Source organism: Lachnoclostridium sp. An181 (genome assembly GCF_002160325.1).
Classification (GTDB): domain Bacteria; phylum Bacillota; class Clostridia; order Lachnospirales; family Lachnospiraceae; genus An181.
Window position 1 is genome coordinate 24,963 of the sequence record NZ_NFKJ01000012.1, and the last position, 18,296, is coordinate 43,258.

Genomic DNA, 18,296 nt, shown 5'->3' on the forward strand with positions numbered 1-18,296 from the left:
ATTTTGTGTAAACCGTAAAAGTTGATATAAGATATGTCATTAGTTACTGGGACAGAACCTTTAAAAATCAGGCTCTGTCCCATATTTTTATTTTTCATCATCTACAAACTCAAATAGTTCTTCAACAGTTACATGGAAAACTTTTGCAATATCCATAGCTAGTTTCAAAGACGGATTATATCTTCCATTTTCAAGATGAACGATGGTTTCTCGTCTGGCAGAGACAAGTGCCGCCAGTTCACTTTGTTTTAATCCAGCTTTTTCTCTATATTCTTTTATCTTTGTTTTCAGCATAGGTGATTACATCCCTTTCTTATCAATGATACTAAAGATTACAGCTCTTAAAATTGTAAGTAAGAGAATGCTGGTCAGGATGCAGTATCCTGCGATTTCTCCTGAAAAATCGGAGAAGATACATGCAACAGCAGCAATGATCATTAGTGTATAAGCAATTTTCAGGCAAATGGAATCTGTTGTTTTTAGGTTTTCTTTTGCAAATTCATCGAAAATATCTTTTCTTTTTGCATAGGAAATCTGGTAGCCAACAAGGAGTCCTGCAGCAGCAAAAATAGCGGTTTGGATATACATATAAGCCGGACTCCAGCTATCCCTTGTGCACATCCAGTAATATACCCAAAATAGTACGGCTGGTGTGATTTTGAGGAACATCCATGTTCTTAAATTGATTGTTGTTTTTTGTGTTTTCATAATCAAGACCTCCAATGTGAAATATTTCTAACTTCTTTGTGTTAAAAATATATCACTTCTGATGTGGAGAGTCAATAAGAAATGTGAAATATTTTTAACTTTTTGGGGCTGCTCTAAATAGTTATCTCAATCTGATTTCCTTCTATTCCAATGATGCAGCTTTCATAATATCCATCACCAGTTGTGCGGGGACCGCTGATCACTTCAAATCCATCTGCTTTTAATGTGTTGGTCAGTGCATCAACATTTTCCTTGCTGCCAACGCTAAAAGCGATATGGACAAAACCGGTTCTTGCAAGCGGTTTTTCCATGTCTTTCATATCTGGCTTATTCATAATTTCCAGCCGTGCTCCATCATCAAATGACAAAAAGTATGAGCGAAAATCTGTATTTTTGTTATGGTAACCGTCATTAGAGACAGCACCGAGATATGTTACAAAGAAATTTTTTGCTTTTTCTAAATCTGTTACATACATGGCAATGTGTTCGATCTTCATAAAAAGTCACCTCAATTTTTATTGATAAATATAATATAGCAAAAATATGGCAGTTCCGATATCTTTTCTCGCCAAAATAAGCAGAACAAAAGAAGTGCCAGGGGCAGAATCATCACTCTTTTGTCCACTCCAGTTGAATAAAAGAAAGAGGATAATTATAATTTATGTTGTAAGTATATGGAGAACAGCAAAATACATATGGAGGGATAATTGTGAAACGACCGTACATGATTTGCCATATTTTAAGTGCTCTGGATGGAAGAATTTCCGGACCTTTTATGGGAACCACAGAAGGTGCAGAGATGGGAAAAGCGTATGGAGATATCCGCAATCAGTTGGCAGCTGATGCCTGGCTGTTTGGGACAGTAACTGTCAAAGAAATGACCGGAAACATCAAACCTGAGCTTGAAAGATCCGGCAATCAGGTGGCATTGGGGGATTTTATCGTAAAGTCAGAGGAAGCCTTTTATTATATTGCAGTGGACGCGCAAGGAGAGATCGGATGGAAGTCCGGTATATTCCATAGACAGGGGGCAAAACCTGCACAGGTTATTGAAATACTCACAGAACAGGCGTCTTTGGAAGTTCGTGCTTATCTGCAGGAAAAACAAGTTGCCTATATCATTGCAGGAAAAACGGAAATTGACTGGAAACTGGCAGCAGAAAAACTTTATGAAGAATTTGGAATCCGCACAATGTTGATCTGCGGAGGTGGAATGATCAACTGGTCATTTCTTCAGGCTGGACTATTAGATGAACTCAGTCTTCTGATTGCGGCAGCAGCAGACGGAGCTCCGGGAAAACCAACGGTATTTGACAAAGTGCCGTTTTTATCAGTGGGAGTTCCAAAAGAGTTTTCGTTAAAGAGTATAGAACGGATCGGAGAAAATGGAGTCTGGTTAAAGTATCAGGTGAAGAATTAAAAATGTGCAGATTTATTTTAAATAGAAACCCAGGAGATTATTTCTCACGGGTTTCTATACTTTTCAAAAGTTCTTTTACATATTTGGTGAGATATTCACGGCATTCTTTCACAAGCGCATGATTCTGGCTGCTGCGGTATATGAGGATATCCTGGTTTTTGATTGTTGCAAACGAACAGTCTTTTAATACCATGTCATAATCATTGAGCATGTCCAGGGGAATCGGTGAAACCCACATATAGGAATCCTTTATATTTTCCAGTAAATTGATCTGGCTGCCCCTGTCGTATACATAAATTTTTCTCTTTTTATGTTTCATATCAGGACCGGGATTGATCTGGGATTTCTGGATCGCAAGCACGCGGTCATCACCGTGGATAATCTCTGTGTAAGGTTCCAGTTTTTCGTAAGGGATGTCCTGATATCGGCTTAAGGGGTGGTCCTTTTTAAATACAATCCGAAGTGGGAATTCCATCAGAATCTGCATGGAAATATTTTTTGATTTCAGCAGGGTTTTATAGGAATCCGACTGCTCGCTTGGAATACGGATGATTCCAAGGTCAGCATGTCCGCTGCTGACATTCTCGATGACCCGGTTGGTGTTGGTCTCCAGGATATGCAGATCCAAAGGGGCACCGCTATCCACAGTATGGTTAAGCCATTCGGAAATTCCGCGGACAATATAGGAGGAGCGAGAAATGGAAATGCGAAAACGAAATGTTTCGCTGTTGTCTGGACTGTACTTTTTCTTCAGAGAATTTACTTGTTCTATGATAGCATCAGCCTGGATGAGAAATTCTTCCCCTTCTGGAGTTAAAAGCACACCATTTGGAGTTCTCTTGAAAATCTGAATCTGAAGCTCTTCCTCCAGCTCGTGGATGGCATTGCTGATATTTGGTTGTGATTTGTACAGGACATGGGCAGCCTTTGTGATAGAGCCTTCCTGTGCAATGGTAAGTACATACTGCAGCTGCTGAAGTGTCATTTGTTTTTCCTTTCTGAAAATCATAACTACATAAGATTCAAAATTCATATACCCTGATAACAAAAGCATATTTCCACGTTGGAAACAGAAGAAATTATAATTAAATACAGAATATATGATTATCACATACCGTTATTATATAAAGGCATGAAGAGAGGTGTCAACGGTAGGGTTTGAAACAAAGGAGGCATTTATATGGCAACAAAAGTGGCAGTGCTGGGCGGAGGAAATGGAGCCCATGCAGCAGCGGCAGATTTGACAATGCGTGGATTCGAAGTACATATGTATGAGGAAGAACGGTTTGTGCCCAATATGCAGAAGGTGTTTGACACGAAAATGATTGAACTGAAAGGAGCATGTGGCAGTGGTGAAACGCATATTGCAATGGTCACAAGTGATCTTCGTTTGGCAGTGGAAGATGTAAAATACATTCTTGTTGCAGTGCCGGCATTTGCGCACGCAGGGTACGCAAAGAAACTTGCAGATGTTGTAAAGCCAGGGCAGATCGTGTTCGTACTTCCGGGGACATTTGGCTCTTTAATATTTTGGAAGGAATTTAAGAAAAAAGGAATTGAGGATGTGGCAGTAGCGGAGACGCACACACTTCCTTATGCAACGCGCCTTACAGGACCGGGTCAGTCTCTTGTGATGAGCAGGTTCAATCCTCTGAAAGTCGGTGTGATTCCCGCAAAACGGACCGGGGAAGTTGTGAAAGAACTTTCTGTGCTGTTTGAAGGACTGGAGGCAGTTGAGAGTGTCATTGCCTGCGGCCTTTCCAGTTTAAATCCAATTATCCATGTACCTGGCTGTATTTTAAATGCAGGAAGGATTGAGTATGCAAAAGGAGACTTCCATTTTTATACAGAAGGATTTACAGACTGTGTAGCAAGAACTACGGAGGCAGTGGATAAGGAGAGGATCGCTATTCTGGATGCGTTTGGATATGAATCTGATATTGCAGCGCACGGGGTTGGCGGAGCAGTAAAGACGGATGATATCAAAGAGGCCATTGCATCCGATCCGAATTTTGCAAAGATCACAGGACCTGCGGATGTAAAAAACAGATACTACTCTGAGGACATTCCGTTTGGAATCGCATCCTGGGCAAAGCTGGCACATTGCTACGGCGTACAGACACCGGTAATGGATTCCATGGTAAATTTAGGAACAATACTTCTTGGGGAGGACTGTTGGAACAGTGGAAGAAGTCTTGAGGAGCTTGGAATAGATGGCATGAATCTTGAGACATTAAAGCATTATCTGATAGAAGGTTAAAAGAGGAGGAAAAAGCTATGAGCTATAAAAAAATCACACCATCAGAATTAGACGAGAACATTTTTGATATGATCAGTAAGGACTGGTTTCTTATGACAGCGCAAAAGAATGAGATTGTAAATCCGATGACAGTGGCATGGGCCACCATGGGTATCCTATGGCAGAAACCGGTTGTGATCGCGGCTGTTCGGCCGGAGAGATATACCCATGAGATTGCGTCACAGTCTGATACCTTTTCGCTGACAGTGTTCGATAAAAGCTACCGGAAGATGCTGGGATTTTGTGGAACCAAATCCGGCAGAGATTACGATAAAGTAAAAGAGTGCGGCCTGCATGTGCTGCATGAAGGAGAAACACCATACTTTGAGGAGGCAAGGCTTGCGTTTATCTGCAAAAAACTGTGTGTTTTCCAATTAAAAGAGGAAGATTTTCTTGGAAACAAGGAGTTTACAGGTAAGTGGTATGGTGGTGAGAACAGCGCAAATGGAGAAGGAGGAGGCTATCATCACCTCTATATTGCAGAGATTACGGATATCCTCGTAAAGGAAGAATAGAAATGGCAAAATAGTTATAGAAAGAGGGGATAAGAAGGTTATAAAAGTCAAGTCTGCGGCGCAGACATCATATGAAAAACCGGGTTCACATCCATATATGCAGATGTGAATCCGGTTTTTTAGCATTTCTTTTCTTAATTTAAATTATATTACATTTTCTTCTTTTTCAAGATAACAGATGTCGCTGCCAAAGCCCCAAGCATTACTACTAAAGCGGTAGCTGCATTTGCTGTATCCCCTGTCTTTACTGATTTTTCGGATGTTGCTTTTGTGCTGTCATCCTTTGCAGTGTCTTTGGTATCCGTTACGGATGCTGCATTCGCTGTCAGATCAGAAATGGTTCCGTTTGTTGCCTTATTTTCCTCTTTTTCAGCCGCGGACGCTACTTTGTCCATTGCTGCTGCCAGAGTATCCACTGCTGTTTTTACTTCTTCTTCTGTCGCCTGTGCATCTGCATATACAGCCTGTGCATCTGCAAGCGCTGTGCGGAACATTGCGGCATCTGTTTCACTTACATCTGCAAGGCTTACGGTCTGTGCGGATGCGATCAATGCCTCAAGTGCATCTTTGCTTGGTTTCAGTCTTAAATCGCTCATCGCTTTTAAGAGAGCCTTCCATGCACTGTCCACATCCTCCTGCATTGCATCTCCGTCTGTATTCACTGCCTCTGCTGCTGTCAGGGCTTCGTTAAATGCATCCTGTCCTTCGTCCAGATATTTGCTCAAATCAAGGCTGTTTGCCATCTCAATGACTTTTGTAAGGTTTTCTTTGTTCCCTTGTTTGAAGGAGAGATACTGCATTACACTGATCAGGTCTTGCCATGTCTGGTCTACTGTTTCCTGTGTCAAAGTTTCATCTCCTGCTGCAGCTCTGTTCAGGATATCCTGTGCCTGAGCTTTTAAAGCCTCAAATTTTTCCACTACTGATACAACTACACCGTTTGTGTCTGCTTTGGCAGCAAGTTCGAGTGCATACTGAAGAACATCTGTATCAACAGACTGGATTGGCTTTTCAACTGTCACGGTAAATGAGACAGTCTTTGTGACATCATTTTCTGTATAGGATGCCGTCACATTCTGTACACCTTCTTTGGAGGAGTCGAATCCTTCGATCGTAGCGTCTTTGGTCACATCTTTTGTATATCCGGAATTGTAGTGAGCCAACACTTTGAAATTCGGCTCCTGTCCAAGAATGCAGGTATCTTCATTTTCTGCGGTCAAGCTTTCCAACACAGATAATTCAGGAGATATCCAGGAATAGGATACCCCGGCAATCTGGCAAACACCCTGTGCCTGCAGCAGAATCGACTCATATCCCTGGGAGCCTGTTACATATCCAGCGTTGCTTACGATGTCAAGAAGTTTGTCGCCAGATTCGTAAGCAGAAAGAAGAAGTCTGGAATTATACAGAAGACATCCGCGAGGAATATGGTAATCACTTGTGATCATGCAGATGGAATCGATCTGCGGATAAGATTCACGAAGGATTTTGTAAGTAAACTGAGCGTTTTCCACTGTGCTTGTAGATTTGTTTTCCACAATGACACGATTAGGATCAACACCATTGTCGATCAGCCATGCTGCCATTTGGTCTGCTTCTGTTGCAGACGGATTTTGGGATGCGGTACCTCCGCCTGTGCAGGCAACATAGGCATTTGGATATTTCTTTGCGCTGTCCAATGCAACCTGCAGTCTTCCGATGAGCTCGTCCTTCATGGTTCCGTCAGGTTTGAGCTGGAAACCAAGAACAACAAAGCAGAGACTGTCATCGTTTGCAAGTCCGTCCGGGGCAACATTAAGGTTTACCGGCATTTCTGTGTTGACGTAGCTCCAGTAATCCATGATCTTTCCCCAAACCTCTCCGGTTTTTGCGTTTTGTGCTGTCAGATCGGCCAGAAGGCGTTGGATATCAGTTGAGGCTTTTTCCTTATGATGACCATAGTAGGAAATCATTTCCTCAATGATCGCAGATTCTTCCGGTGAATAGGCAGCCTGTGTTGCTGGCGCAGCCACAAATACTGAAGTAATGACAAGGGCTGCTGCCAGTAGGATACGTAAAAATTTTTTCATAAACGTATCCCCTCCTTTCCGTTTTTTGTTATTAATAATTTTAAAAGAACTTTTGACAAAAATCAATAGATATAATCCGGTAATTATTTATCTTTTTGTATGGTTTTGGTGATGATATAATGAAATATATTAATTTTTGGTGAAGGGAGGGAAACGATGCCGGGAATTTTTCATGTTGCCATTGGAGGAGCGAGTGGGGCTGTGGGAAGGTATTTACTAAGCCTTTTACCTACAAAGGGACAATTTCCAGTCTGGACTTTTGCCACGAATTTTGCAGGAGCGGTCCTGATAGGATTTCTCGCAGGCCTGCTATCCACAAAGCCTGAATACTCACAGAAAATTTCCTTGTTTTGGAAGACAGGTGTGTGTGGAGGTTTTACTACATTTTCCACATTTTCTCTGGAGGCATTTACATTGTTGGAAAAGGGAAATACAGTGCTTGGAGTGGTCTATATAATAGGCAGTGTGCTTACTTGTCTGTTTGGTGTGTACATGGGGAGGACGATGTTCTTTTTTCTGCACTGATATCATAAAAAAATTGTAAAAATATCACAAAAATAAGGAGAAATAAGGTGAAAAACAAATAGATATTTGTGCAAAATACCATGTTTTGGGAAAATGGCATAAAATGCTTGTATTTTATTTGTGCAAAATGTAAAATCAAGTCAAGGATTGTTATCGGAATACCGAGCAAAACCGGATTCATGAAGTAAAACGTATTCCAGGATACGTTTCTTTTTGTGGATTCGGTTTTTTATCTTTTTAGAAAAGATAAAGGGAGAAGATGCAGTCTCATAGTCCGTTGGAGGACATAGTATTATGAGAAAGGAGTTTTGTATGAAAGAGAGAAAAAGAGTACTGGCTGCAGTGCTTGCAGCGACTATGGTATGTGGACTTGTTCCAACCATGCCGCCGATCCAGGCAGAGGCAGCAGAACAAGAATATGAGCTTTATCCTACTCCGCACTCCATCGAGTATACGGATGGAAACTATATTCTTGATGATTCTATCAATGTTGTGTACGAAGAAGGAGTTGACGATGCGACAAAGGCAAGATTCAGGGAGGTAGCAGCTTTAAAAGAGCTGAATGTGACAGAATCTGATGAAGTTGTCAAAGGCAAAACCAATATTCTCATCGGAACAAAGGATAATGAAGACACCTACGTAGACACTTATGTGAAGAAAAACATTGAGCAAAAGGACACTGATCTGTTTGAAAAAACGGACAGCTATATTCTGGACAGTGATGACGGCGTGATCGCTGTGCTAGGAAAAGACAATGATGCAAGTTTTTATGGAGTTACCACATTGTATCATGTCGTGAAACAGCTGGATAGTTTTACGATCCGCAACTTCCATGTGGAAGACTATGCGGACGTTGTAAGCCGTGGATTTATCGAGGGTTACTACGGAAATCCTTGGTCAACACAGGATCGTATCAATCTGATGAAATGGGGCGGTTATTACAAACTGAATTCTTATTTCTATGCGCCAAAGGATGACCCGAAACACAATTCCAACTGGCGTGCCCTCTATACAGATGAGGAGATTGAGACAAAGATCAAACCTCTGGCACAGACAGGAAATGAGTCCAAATGCCGTTTCGTCTATGCACTGCATCCGTTTATGTACAATGCGATCAAATTTGACAAAAATGCAGGGTATGTACAGTATCAAAAAGATCTGGCAGCAGTACAGGCAAAATTTGAGCAGGTCATCAAAGCAGGAGTGCGCCAGATTGCAATTCTTGCCGATGATGCTGCAAATGTAGGTGCAGATAACTATGTGATGTTTTTGGAAGACATGACAGAATGGCTTCAGGAGATGAAAAAGACATATCCGGATCTAAAAACAACTCTCCCATTCTGTACACAGGAATACATGGGAAGAGGAGAGTCATATTATTCCAGATTCCCGGAAAATGTACAGATTGTTATGACAGGCGGAAGAATCTGGGGAGAAGTAACAAATCAATTTACAGAGGACTTTACCAACAATGCCGGCCGTGGACCATATATGTGGATCAACTGGCCTTGTACAGACAATTCCAAGAAACATCTGATCATGGGAGGATATTCAAACTTCCTTCACCCGGGTGTGGATCCTGACAAAATCCAGGGAATCGTGCTGAATCCAATGCAGCAGTCTGAGCCAAGTAAAGTTGCCATCTTCGGTAATGCGTCCTATTCCTGGAATATTTGGGAGACAGAAGAAGAGGCAAATCAGGCGTGGGAGAATTCCTTTAAATATGTGGATCACAACTCCGCAATCGAAAACGATGCATCCAATGCTTTGAAAGAACTTTCCAAACATATGATCAATCAGGCAATGGACAGCAGAGTTGTTGCTCTGGAAGAGTCTGTGGAGCTGAAAAAGAAACTGACTCCATTTAAAGAAAGTCTGACAAGCGGTGACTATACAACGGAAGAAATTGAAGACATTGAAAATGAGTTTGAGATTCTTCAGAATGCAGCAAAAGTATTCCGTGCCCAGGCCGGAGATGAAAATCTGAAAGACCAGATCGTGTACTGGCTTGACTGCTGGGACAATACAACTTCAGCAGCGCTTTACTATTTAGAGGCGCTCAAAGATTATAAATCTGGCGACAGTTCAAGCCTTGTAAGCAACTATTCCAAAGGACAACAGCAGTTCAGTGAATCCAAGACACATGGATTCCACTATGTTGACCACACAGAGTATGCAGAAGTAGGTGTGCAGCACATCGTGCCGTTTATCACAGCTATGGAAACATATCTGTCCAAAAAGGTACAGGAAGTTGCTGATCCTACGGTTGTGACACAGACTTACATCAGTAATGCTTATAATACACCAAGTGTTGGCAAGATTGAAAATGCGCTGGATGGGGATGATGGCACGTCAGTTCAGTTCTATAATCCGAACTATGTATATAAAGATCAGTATATAGGGGTAGAATTTAACCGTCCAACAACAGTAAACAGTATCCGTTTCTTATTAGGAGGTGGAAAAAACCATTTCTACTATTCTAAACTGCAGTATACAACAGATGGAGAAACATGGAAGGATGTAAACGGAACAGAGTACAGCCGTCCATTAAATTCGACAGAGCCAATTGAAGAAAATGGATTGAATCTTGAGAATGTTACAGCCGTACGTTTGATCGCTACAAGAGACAATAATGTTGACAGCTGGCTTTTGATCAACTCTATTGATATCAATAAAGTGGAAGATGCAACAGATAAGGCATATGATGTTTCTTCTGTATCCTTCTCGTCTGAAGTAAAAAATGCAGGTGGAAATGTCAACAATGTTGTGGATGGAAATAAAACAACAGAATTGTGGCTGCAGAACAGCAGCGGAGCAGATAACCTTCCGGTAAACGGAGCTGTGATCCTTGACCTTGGAGAAGAAAAAGAAGTAGGTTCCGTATATATAGCTCAGGATACAGCCAGAAACAACGGCGGGGATATTCTGGATGAAGGTGTAGTAGAGTATAGTTCAGATAAGCAGACATGGAAAACGTTTGGAGAGCTTGTAAAAGCAAACGAACAGACAGTTCAAGGTGATGTGACAGCCCGTTATATCCGTGTGCGCAATACAAAACAGGTAGCAGTATGGTGGCGTGTCAGTGAGATTTCCGTATTTGCTCCGGTAAGAACGACAGGAAAAGAAAATCTGTACACAAACTCTGACGATGCAAAAGATTTCACAACAACTGTAGAAGAAAAACGTGCGGATCTTTCTGAAGGTACAATTACTTTACAGCCAGAGGAGTACATAGGAATCGATTTAAAGGCCATTCAAAAATTGACAGCACTCGATGCAGCGATCGAGGATGGAGATGTGAAAGTCGAAGCATCCAAAAACGGAGTGGTTTGGGAAGAACTCACAACAGGTGATCTGAAAGATACAAAAGCCCGTTATATTCGTATCATCAACAAAACCAAAAAAGAGCAGGAAATTGCAGTAGACAAATTCGAGGTAACGATTGGCGGAATCGGTGTGTTGGGAGAGCTTATTTCCTCAGATATTAACGTAATTAGCAGCTGGGGAGATACTAGAAATGACGGAAAAGCCTTTGATGGTGATGTATCTACAGCAACTAAATTTGGAGGACTTCCGGTAAAAGGAAACAGTGCTGTATACAGTTTTGGTCAGGAAATTGATGTCCGTTCATTAAGAATTTATGTGGCTGACAGTCAGACAGATTACATTCGTGATGCTAAAATCCAGCTTTCCACAGACGGAAAAGATTGGAAAGATGCATTTGAAATCGGGGATGGAGTGACAGATACAGACAGAACGACATCACTTGGAGGACTCGGACTTGGAAATGTTGACACCAATTATCCGAATGTACGTTATTTTGGAAATGATGCCATAAATCAGAAAGCATCCTATTTAAGAATTCTTATTACAGCAGATTATCCAAATCGTGCTCTTGTGATGAACGAAATCATGATCAATGGCGGCGAATATATTTCCACAGAGACAAATGCAGCGTTTGAGGGCACTTTGGAAGAGAGAGGACACAAGCCGAGCAACATGCTGGATAAAGATTTGGCTACAACTTACAAACCAGCATCTGAAAACGGCAGCATGAAATATGACATCTCAAATCCGGAAGGACTGAAAACATTCCGTATCATTCAGAACGGAGAGGCAAGCAACGCGATTGTGACAGCAGAGTTCTATGAGGATGGAAAGACAACAAATACCGTTGTTGGAACACTGGCACAGGCGATCAATGAATTTATGATTCCGGAAGGAAAAACACTTCTTAGCGTCAAAGTGGAATGGGGAGAAAAGATTCCTGAAATTTCTGAGATCATCACACTTGGGATGGAAGTAGCAGCAACGGATAAGAGCGAACTGGAAGAGCTTATCGCAGCTGCACCGGACGGATATGATTCCTGGACAACTTCCTCAAAAGCAGAATACGATGCAGTAAAAGCGGTTGCAGAGGAAGTAAATGAAAGCGAATATGTTTCTCAGGAAACAGTAAACAGCGCAGTCGCAGCGCTTAAAAAGGCAATCAGCAATGCAGAAGTAAAGGCAGACGTATCTGCACTTCAGGCATTGATCGATGAAAATCTTGTAAATGATAACAATGTATACACAGCGACCAGTTTTTCTGTGTATGAGACAGCGATCGAAACAGCAAAAGAGGCCCTTGAAAATGCCGATGATATTTCAGAGACTGAGGCGGCACAGCTTGAGTCAGAGATCACAGAGGCAAAGGCGGGACTTATCTTCTCCATCCGCAACCGTGAGATCGCAGAGACAACGATCCGTTCCTACAATGAAGATCTGGCGGCATCCTACACAACGAAGAGCTTTGCAGCATGGACCGAAGCCTATGAGATGGCAAAGGCTTTGATTGAGAAGGATAAAGCAGCGGAAAAAGAAACTGACAGGGTAAATCCAACAGAGTTTGCCGCAGTGACAGAAAGCTACAAGACGGCAGAGGCTGGCCTTGTGAACGTAACAACATTGGTTGCGGCCATCGATGAATTTGAGAAAACAGATGAATTCCTTTACACAGAAGAAAGCTTTGCGGTATACAAGAGTGCAGTGGATGAGAGCAGAGCACTTCTTTTGAATGGAACGAAAGATCAGATCAAAGCAGCGGTTGACGCGATCGAAACAGCAAAGGCAGCTCTTGTTCCAGTGGAAGAGGATGATCTCCAGTCTTACATCGACGCGGCGAAAGAACTGAAAGCAGCGGATTACACGGAAGATTCCTACGCAGTGCTTGCGGATGCGATCAAAGAGGCAGAGGCAAACATTGACAGCGACAATCCACAGGAATGGATTGAAAAACTGCAAAATGCAACAAAAGAACTTGTATCGGTTGTTGCGTTAAAAGAGCAGGTTGCCAGAGCAGAGGGACTTGCTGCAGAGGATTACACAACATCCTCTTATGGAAACTTGACCCAAGCAGTTGAGGCGGCAAAGGAACTTTACAAGGACGGTACAAAAGAGACTGTTGCAGCAGCAGTTGCAGCGATAGAAAATGCGATCACAGCGCTTGAGGCAAGGGCAGAAGGCATGGATGAATATCGCGATGCCATTGAACTGAAAGGGGCAGCAGGATACACAGAAGATTCCTATGCAGCATACAAAGCGGCGTACGATGCGCTTATGGCCCTCGACAGCGAGGACACATCTGTAGCAGAGTTTGAAGATGCAAAAGCAGCGTTTGAAAAGGCAGAGGCAGAACTTGTCGTAGCAGGCGAGGCCGAAGAAGTAAGCACAGCAGTGCTTGAATATGCTCTGAAACTTGCAAAAGACGCTGACACAACTGGAGTTGTAGAATCTGTTGTGGCAAGATTTAATAAAGCTGTGGAAAATGCACAGGCTCTGTTAGAGAAAGTGCAAAAAGGAGATGCATCCATAACACAGGAAATGATTGATGAGAGCTGGAAAGAACTGATCAATGTAATGCAGTATCTGTCCTTTAAGCAGGGAGACAAAGAAGATCTGAACAAAGTCATTCTTATGGCAGACCAGATCAATCTGGACAAGTATCTTGCTGAAGGAAAAGAGGCATTTACAGCAGCCCTCACAGAGGCAAAAGCAGTTGCTGAAGATGGCGATGCAATGCAGGATGAAGTAAATGACGCTTGGAGAGCACTTTTAAAGGCGATGAGCGAGCTGAGGCTGAAACCAGATAAATCCGCTCTGGAAACTCTTATCAAAGAAGCGCAGGGACTTGACACAACAGGAAGCAGCGAAAGCGATGTAGCGTCCCTTACAAGAGCCCTTGCAACAGCGATGAGCGTTTTTGAAAACGAGGAGGCCACAAAAGAAGAAGTGACGACAGCAGCAAACGACCTTGAGGCAGCTGTAAGAAAGATCCAGGCATCCACAGGTGAGACTGGACAGGCAGGACAATCCGGAACAGGCAGTGCAGCAACAAATGCATCTGGCAAAACAGATAAGAATGCAGGAAACAGCAGCCAGTCTGCAGCAACAAATAATAAAAATGCAAAGAGTGCAAAGACCGGAGATATGACAAGCCCGGCAGCAGCAATGGCGGCATTTGCGCTGGCAGCGGCAGCAGGAGCTGTAGCACTGAAACGCAAAAAAGAAGAAGAGTAAATCAAACATTCAGCTTGAGAGATCAGGCATAGAAAGGATCATTGCGAAACAGCTAAAGGTGCTGTGGAGCAATGGTCCTTTTCAAAAAAAGGAGGAAAAGGCATGAAGAAGAGAAAAAAATGGTCAAAGAGAGTATTGGCTTTGGCTGTAAGTGCATCCATGTTGTTTTCTGGTCAGACATTTGTCTTTGCCATGGACAATGCAGCAACGCTTGCAGTGTCTGAGGAAGGAATGAAGGGATACTGGGACTTTGAAGGCAGTGACCCGATGATAAATGGCGGGACCGACAACGGACTGAAAGGCCAGCTGAAAGGAAATGCTGTAAGTGTCAAAAATACAGATACAGAATTTGGAAGTGTTCTTCATTTTGACAAAAGAAACGGAGAAAGTGCAAGGATGCTCATCCCAAGTGCGATCAATTCAGGTGGGGAGGATATGACAATTTCTCTCTGGCTCAATCGCTCTTCGACACTGAATTCGTCCGCAAAGACAATCATTCTTCAACAAAGCGGAAACGGACGTACACTTCTCTACAATCAAAATGAGCAGTATGTGACATATATCTCAGCAGCGGATGTCCCGCTTGGAAACAGCAAAGGCATGGATAAATGGGAACATCTTGTGCTTGTAAAATCAGGACAGTCTCCGTACACCGTCAAACTCTATGTAAACGGAGAGCAGACATCGCAAAAAGAGTTAAGCCAGGGAGCAGTCAACGCAGTGACGGATCTCATTATCGGTGCACACAAAAATACCGGAGATACAGGCCAGTTTGAAGGGGATATCGATGAACTTCGCATCTACAACAGAGCTGTTACAGAGGAAGAAGTTCAGGCACTGTTTGCAGAGCATGAGAATGTGGTGCTTGAGCAGGAGCTTTCCGGTATACGAAAAAGTCTGAAAAGTTTGATAGACGAAGCAAAGGAAACCTATGATGAAAATCAGCTTGAAGATGGAAATGCACAGCGAATTGCCTTGAAAGAGGCGATAGAAAAAGCTGAAAATATACTTGAGACGGCAAAGACAAAAGAAGAGCTGCAGGCAGGTTTCGACGAGTTGAACGCGGCTTTGAAAGCTTACAACGATGCAGCTATGATGCTGACGATCGATCCGGGGGAAGTGAGCAGGACGATCGGGGATGCTATCTTTGGGATCAACCATAGATATGGGTTCAACGGATATGGCAGCTTTGACTCAGAGACCATGCAGATGAAAGAGGATTTCACAAAACTTTACGATGAGGCCGGATTTGGCTCGCTGCGTTATCCGGGAGGAACGATCTCCAATCTGTTCAATTGGAAGGAGACGATTGGAGATAAGGAAAATCGAGTGCCGCAGATCCATGGATTTTACAACAATGCAGGACAGCATGGCCTTATGCCGAATTTTGGGCTTGGAGAAGTGGCGGATTTTGTGCAGGCAAATGATTCAGAGCTTGTCTATGTTTACGCGCTGGCAAGAGGAGATGCCGATGATGCGGCAGATCTGGTGGAGTATCTCAATGCAGAGGTTGGGTCAAATCCAAATGGAGGAACTGCCTGGGCGGACGTCAGAGCAAAAAATGGACATGAGGAGCCGTTTGATGTCCGTTACTTTGAAATTGGAAATGAAATGTATCAAGGCGGAACAGACGGAACAACAGCCCAGACATATTGGATCGACGATGTTCCGGGCGGCGCATTGGAAGGCTATGTAAACGGTGGCACTGCAACATTCAAAAAACAGTATGCGGTTGTGGAGGGCGACTGGAATGAATCACAATCCTACTCAGACGGAAGTGCAGACCAGGTATTCTACATGCGTTATGCACGCGTGGAGAAGGACAAAAATGCAGAGGGCTATGCGGACTTTACAGCAGTCAATAAAGGAAGCGTACATGTGTATGTGGCAGGAGAAGAATGGAACCTTGTGGATGACCTTTCCGCAGTTTCGGCAGATGAAAAGGCTGCATGGGTAGATTATAAGACAGGCGCCATTCATTTTGGAGATGGTGTGCACGGCGCCATTCCTGCAAAGGGAGGCCAGATCCGTGTGGACTATAGTGTGGACAGAGACGGATTTGTGGCAATCTCTCAGTCTATGCGGGATACCATGGACCAGATCAATGAGTACAACAGGGAAAATGGAATTGAAGAGAAAGAATTTTATGCATATTCCAGTTTTGAAACAGAAAACTTTGTCACAAAAATGCACAACGAAGGATGTGACACACTGTATGACGGTTTGACGATTCATCCGTATTCCGGAACACCATCAGGCGGAAGTACAAGTGAGAGTGCGAGAGAGACATTTTACTACGATGCAATGAAAAAAGGAGATGCCCAGGCAGCAAAAGTACAAAACTATGTGACTTTGATGCAAAAGTATGACAGCACAAAGGTTCCGGTAATCTCTGAGTATGGAATTTTCCGTTCCACAGACAAAATGGTGCGCTCTCAGACACACGCGCTTTACATTGCAAGAGCGATCATGGAATATGTGAAACTTGGCAGCCCGTATATCCAGAAACATTGTCTTGTGGACTGGTATTCAGACGGTGCGGATTCCCTTGGACCAACCCAGCAGGCGGTGATTCAGGCAGTCAGTGTCGGAGGAGATACAGCTACAGGGGAAGGGGAATTTAAGTTTTTCTCCACTCCAAGTGCAAGAGTGTTTGAAATGCTCAACAGCTCCTTTGGAAATCAGGTGACAAAGGCAAGCCTGAATGCCAAACAGATGTTAGACAATGGTGTAGCTCAGTATTCAGTCCTGACAAGCAAGGATGAAGAAGGAAATGTATATGCTGCGATCGTAAATCTGAATCTGGAGAGTGAAAACCAGATGCAGGTAAGGGTGGACGGATATGACTTGAGCGGAAAAACGATGGAAATCCAGCAAATTTCCGGAGCTACCTTTTATACAGAGAATACCCTTGAAGAGCCTGATAATGTAAAAGTAGAAAGACATACTGAGGCGATCGAGGGAGAAAATGCAGTCCTTACTTTGAAACCACACTCATTTACAGTTGTCAAAATTGTGGATGCTTTAAATGAGACAGAAGAACCGGAAGGTAAAGTGAGCACAGCAATTCTTGAATATGCACTGGGGCTTGCAAAGACAGCAGATACCAAAGGTGTGGTGGCGTCTGTTGTAGAAAAATTCAATAAAGCCATGGAAAACGCACAGGAACTTCTTGATAAAGTAGCAGACGGCGACACATCTGTTACGCAGGAGATGATCGATGAGAGCTGGAAAGAACTGATCAGCGTGATGCAGTATCTGTCTTTCAAACAAGGAGATAAGACAGATCTTGAAAAAGTCGCAGCTATGGCCAATGGGCTGGATCTGAACAATTATTTGAGCGATGGACAGGATGTATTCCTTGCTGCCCTGGAAGTTGCAAACAAAGTCCTTGAAAATGAAGATGCCATGCAGGATGAGGTGGACAGTGCATGGAGAAATCTTCTGAAAGCTATGGCAGATTTAAGACTCAAACCGGATAAATCTGCTCTGGAAGAGCTTGTAAACACAGCAAAAGGAATCGATATGAGCGGAAACAGCGAGGAGGAAGTGCAAAACATGCAGACAGCACTTGCCTATGCAGTGGAAGTTCTGGAAGATGAAGAGACAACAAAAGAAGAGGTTGCAAAAGCAGAAGAAGATTTGAGAGCAGCGATGTCAGTTGTTGCGGCATCTGAGAAAGAAGAGAATGTACAAAACCAGAATCAGGATGTACAGGAAAGCAAAGTTGTGGCAAGTGTAGATCGGAATTCTGACACCAATGAGCAGACCACAGATTCCGGTTCCAATGCAAAAAGCGCCAAGACTGCAGATATGACAAATATAGACACCATGATGGTGATATTGGTAATGGCAGGAGCGATACTGGCAGTTGGAATTACAGCAAAAAAGAGACAAAACAGATAGATAATTTATGATGTGAAAATGGGGAGCCCAGACTTATATTCGTTTGGGTTCCCCATTTTTTACAATATTTTATTCCTTTGGCGGGAAGTTTGTGCACAATAAATAAAATAAGAAAAGAATAGAAAAAGTTATTTTTGCTTTTCGATGAAAAATAAAACAAAAAGGAAGAATTTTTTGACAAAAACAAACGATATCACCTATAATAGAGAAAAATGGTTGTTCAAGTATGACAAGAAACCAGTTGGTTGAACAACTTTTTTGAGGGATGCAAAGTATGACAAAAGAAAGAGGAGGAA

Annotated in this window: 11 protein-coding genes; 6 read left to right on the forward strand and 5 right to left on the reverse strand. The window is 42.9% G+C overall.

What is annotated here, in order from left to right:
• Nucleotides 1-87: 87 nt before the first annotated feature.
• The 3 genes from B5F18_RS08490 to B5F18_RS08500 all read right to left on the reverse strand — a co-directional run bounded on the left by B5F18_RS08490 (nt 88) and on the right by B5F18_RS08500 (nt 1,205).
• Nucleotides 88-294: a helix-turn-helix transcriptional regulator gene (locus B5F18_RS08490; protein ID WP_087157247.1), complete on the reverse strand. Its 207-nt coding sequence runs from the start codon at nt 292-294 to the stop codon at nt 88-90.
• 6 nt (nt 295-300) lie between these two features.
• A complete protein-coding gene (locus tag B5F18_RS08495) occupies nt 301-708 on the reverse strand; it encodes a hypothetical protein (protein ID WP_087157248.1) in 408 nt (135 codons plus the stop codon).
• Nucleotides 709-821: 113 nt separating this feature from the next.
• Entirely contained in the window at nt 822-1,205 is a 384-nt protein-coding gene (locus B5F18_RS08500; RefSeq protein WP_087157249.1) for a VOC family protein, read from the reverse strand.
• Nucleotides 1,206-1,417: 212 nt separating this feature from the next.
• On the opposite strand from B5F18_RS08500, the gene B5F18_RS08505 reads away from it, so the two are divergent.
• Nucleotides 1,418-2,128, forward strand: coding sequence for a dihydrofolate reductase family protein (locus B5F18_RS08505; protein WP_087157250.1), 711 nt, complete (start codon nt 1,418-1,420; stop codon nt 2,126-2,128).
• Nucleotides 2,129-2,165: 37 nt separating this feature from the next.
• Here B5F18_RS08505 and B5F18_RS08510 read toward each other — a convergent pair whose 3' ends face one another.
• Nucleotides 2,166-3,113 (reverse strand): LysR family transcriptional regulator, encoded by a 948-nt coding sequence (locus B5F18_RS08510; RefSeq protein ID WP_162607569.1) that lies wholly within the window; start codon nt 3,111-3,113, stop codon nt 2,166-2,168.
• 195 nt (nt 3,114-3,308) lie between these two features.
• Between B5F18_RS08510 and B5F18_RS08515 the strand changes: the two genes are divergently transcribed.
• Complete coding sequence (locus B5F18_RS08515; protein ID WP_087157252.1) at nt 3,309-4,388, forward strand: NAD/NADP octopine/nopaline dehydrogenase family protein; 1,080 nt, start codon at nt 3,309-3,311, stop codon at nt 4,386-4,388.
• Between the two features lie 17 nt (nt 4,389-4,405).
• A complete protein-coding gene (locus tag B5F18_RS08520) occupies nt 4,406-4,942 on the forward strand; it encodes a flavin reductase family protein (protein ID WP_087157253.1) in 537 nt (178 codons plus the stop codon).
• A 149-nt stretch (nt 4,943-5,091) separates the two neighbouring features.
• Here B5F18_RS08520 and B5F18_RS08525 read toward each other — a convergent pair whose 3' ends face one another.
• Nucleotides 5,092-7,011, reverse strand: a complete 1,920-nt coding sequence (locus B5F18_RS08525; protein WP_087157254.1) for an ElyC/SanA/YdcF family protein — start codon at nt 7,009-7,011, stop codon at nt 5,092-5,094.
• A 156-nt stretch (nt 7,012-7,167) separates the two neighbouring features.
• Here B5F18_RS08525 and crcB point away from each other — a divergent pair, with 156 nt between their 5' ends.
• The 3 genes from crcB (at nt 7,168) to B5F18_RS08540 (ending at nt 18,000) form a co-directional block, all read left to right on the forward strand.
• Nucleotides 7,168-7,536 carry a fluoride efflux transporter CrcB gene (crcB, locus tag B5F18_RS08530; RefSeq protein WP_087157255.1) on the forward strand — a complete coding sequence of 123 codons (369 nt, stop codon included), beginning with the start codon at nt 7,168-7,170 and terminating at the stop codon, nt 7,534-7,536.
• A gap of 312 nt (nt 7,537-7,848) precedes the next feature.
• Nucleotides 7,849-14,094 (forward strand): beta-N-acetylglucosaminidase domain-containing protein, encoded by a 6,246-nt coding sequence (locus B5F18_RS08535; RefSeq protein ID WP_162607570.1) that lies wholly within the window; start codon nt 7,849-7,851, stop codon nt 14,092-14,094.
• A gap of 102 nt (nt 14,095-14,196) precedes the next feature.
• Nucleotides 14,197-18,000 carry a LamG-like jellyroll fold domain-containing protein gene (locus B5F18_RS08540; RefSeq protein WP_087157257.1) on the forward strand — a complete coding sequence of 1,268 codons (3,804 nt, stop codon included), beginning with the start codon at nt 14,197-14,199 and terminating at the stop codon, nt 17,998-18,000.
• Nucleotides 18,001-18,296 lie beyond the last annotated feature (296 nt).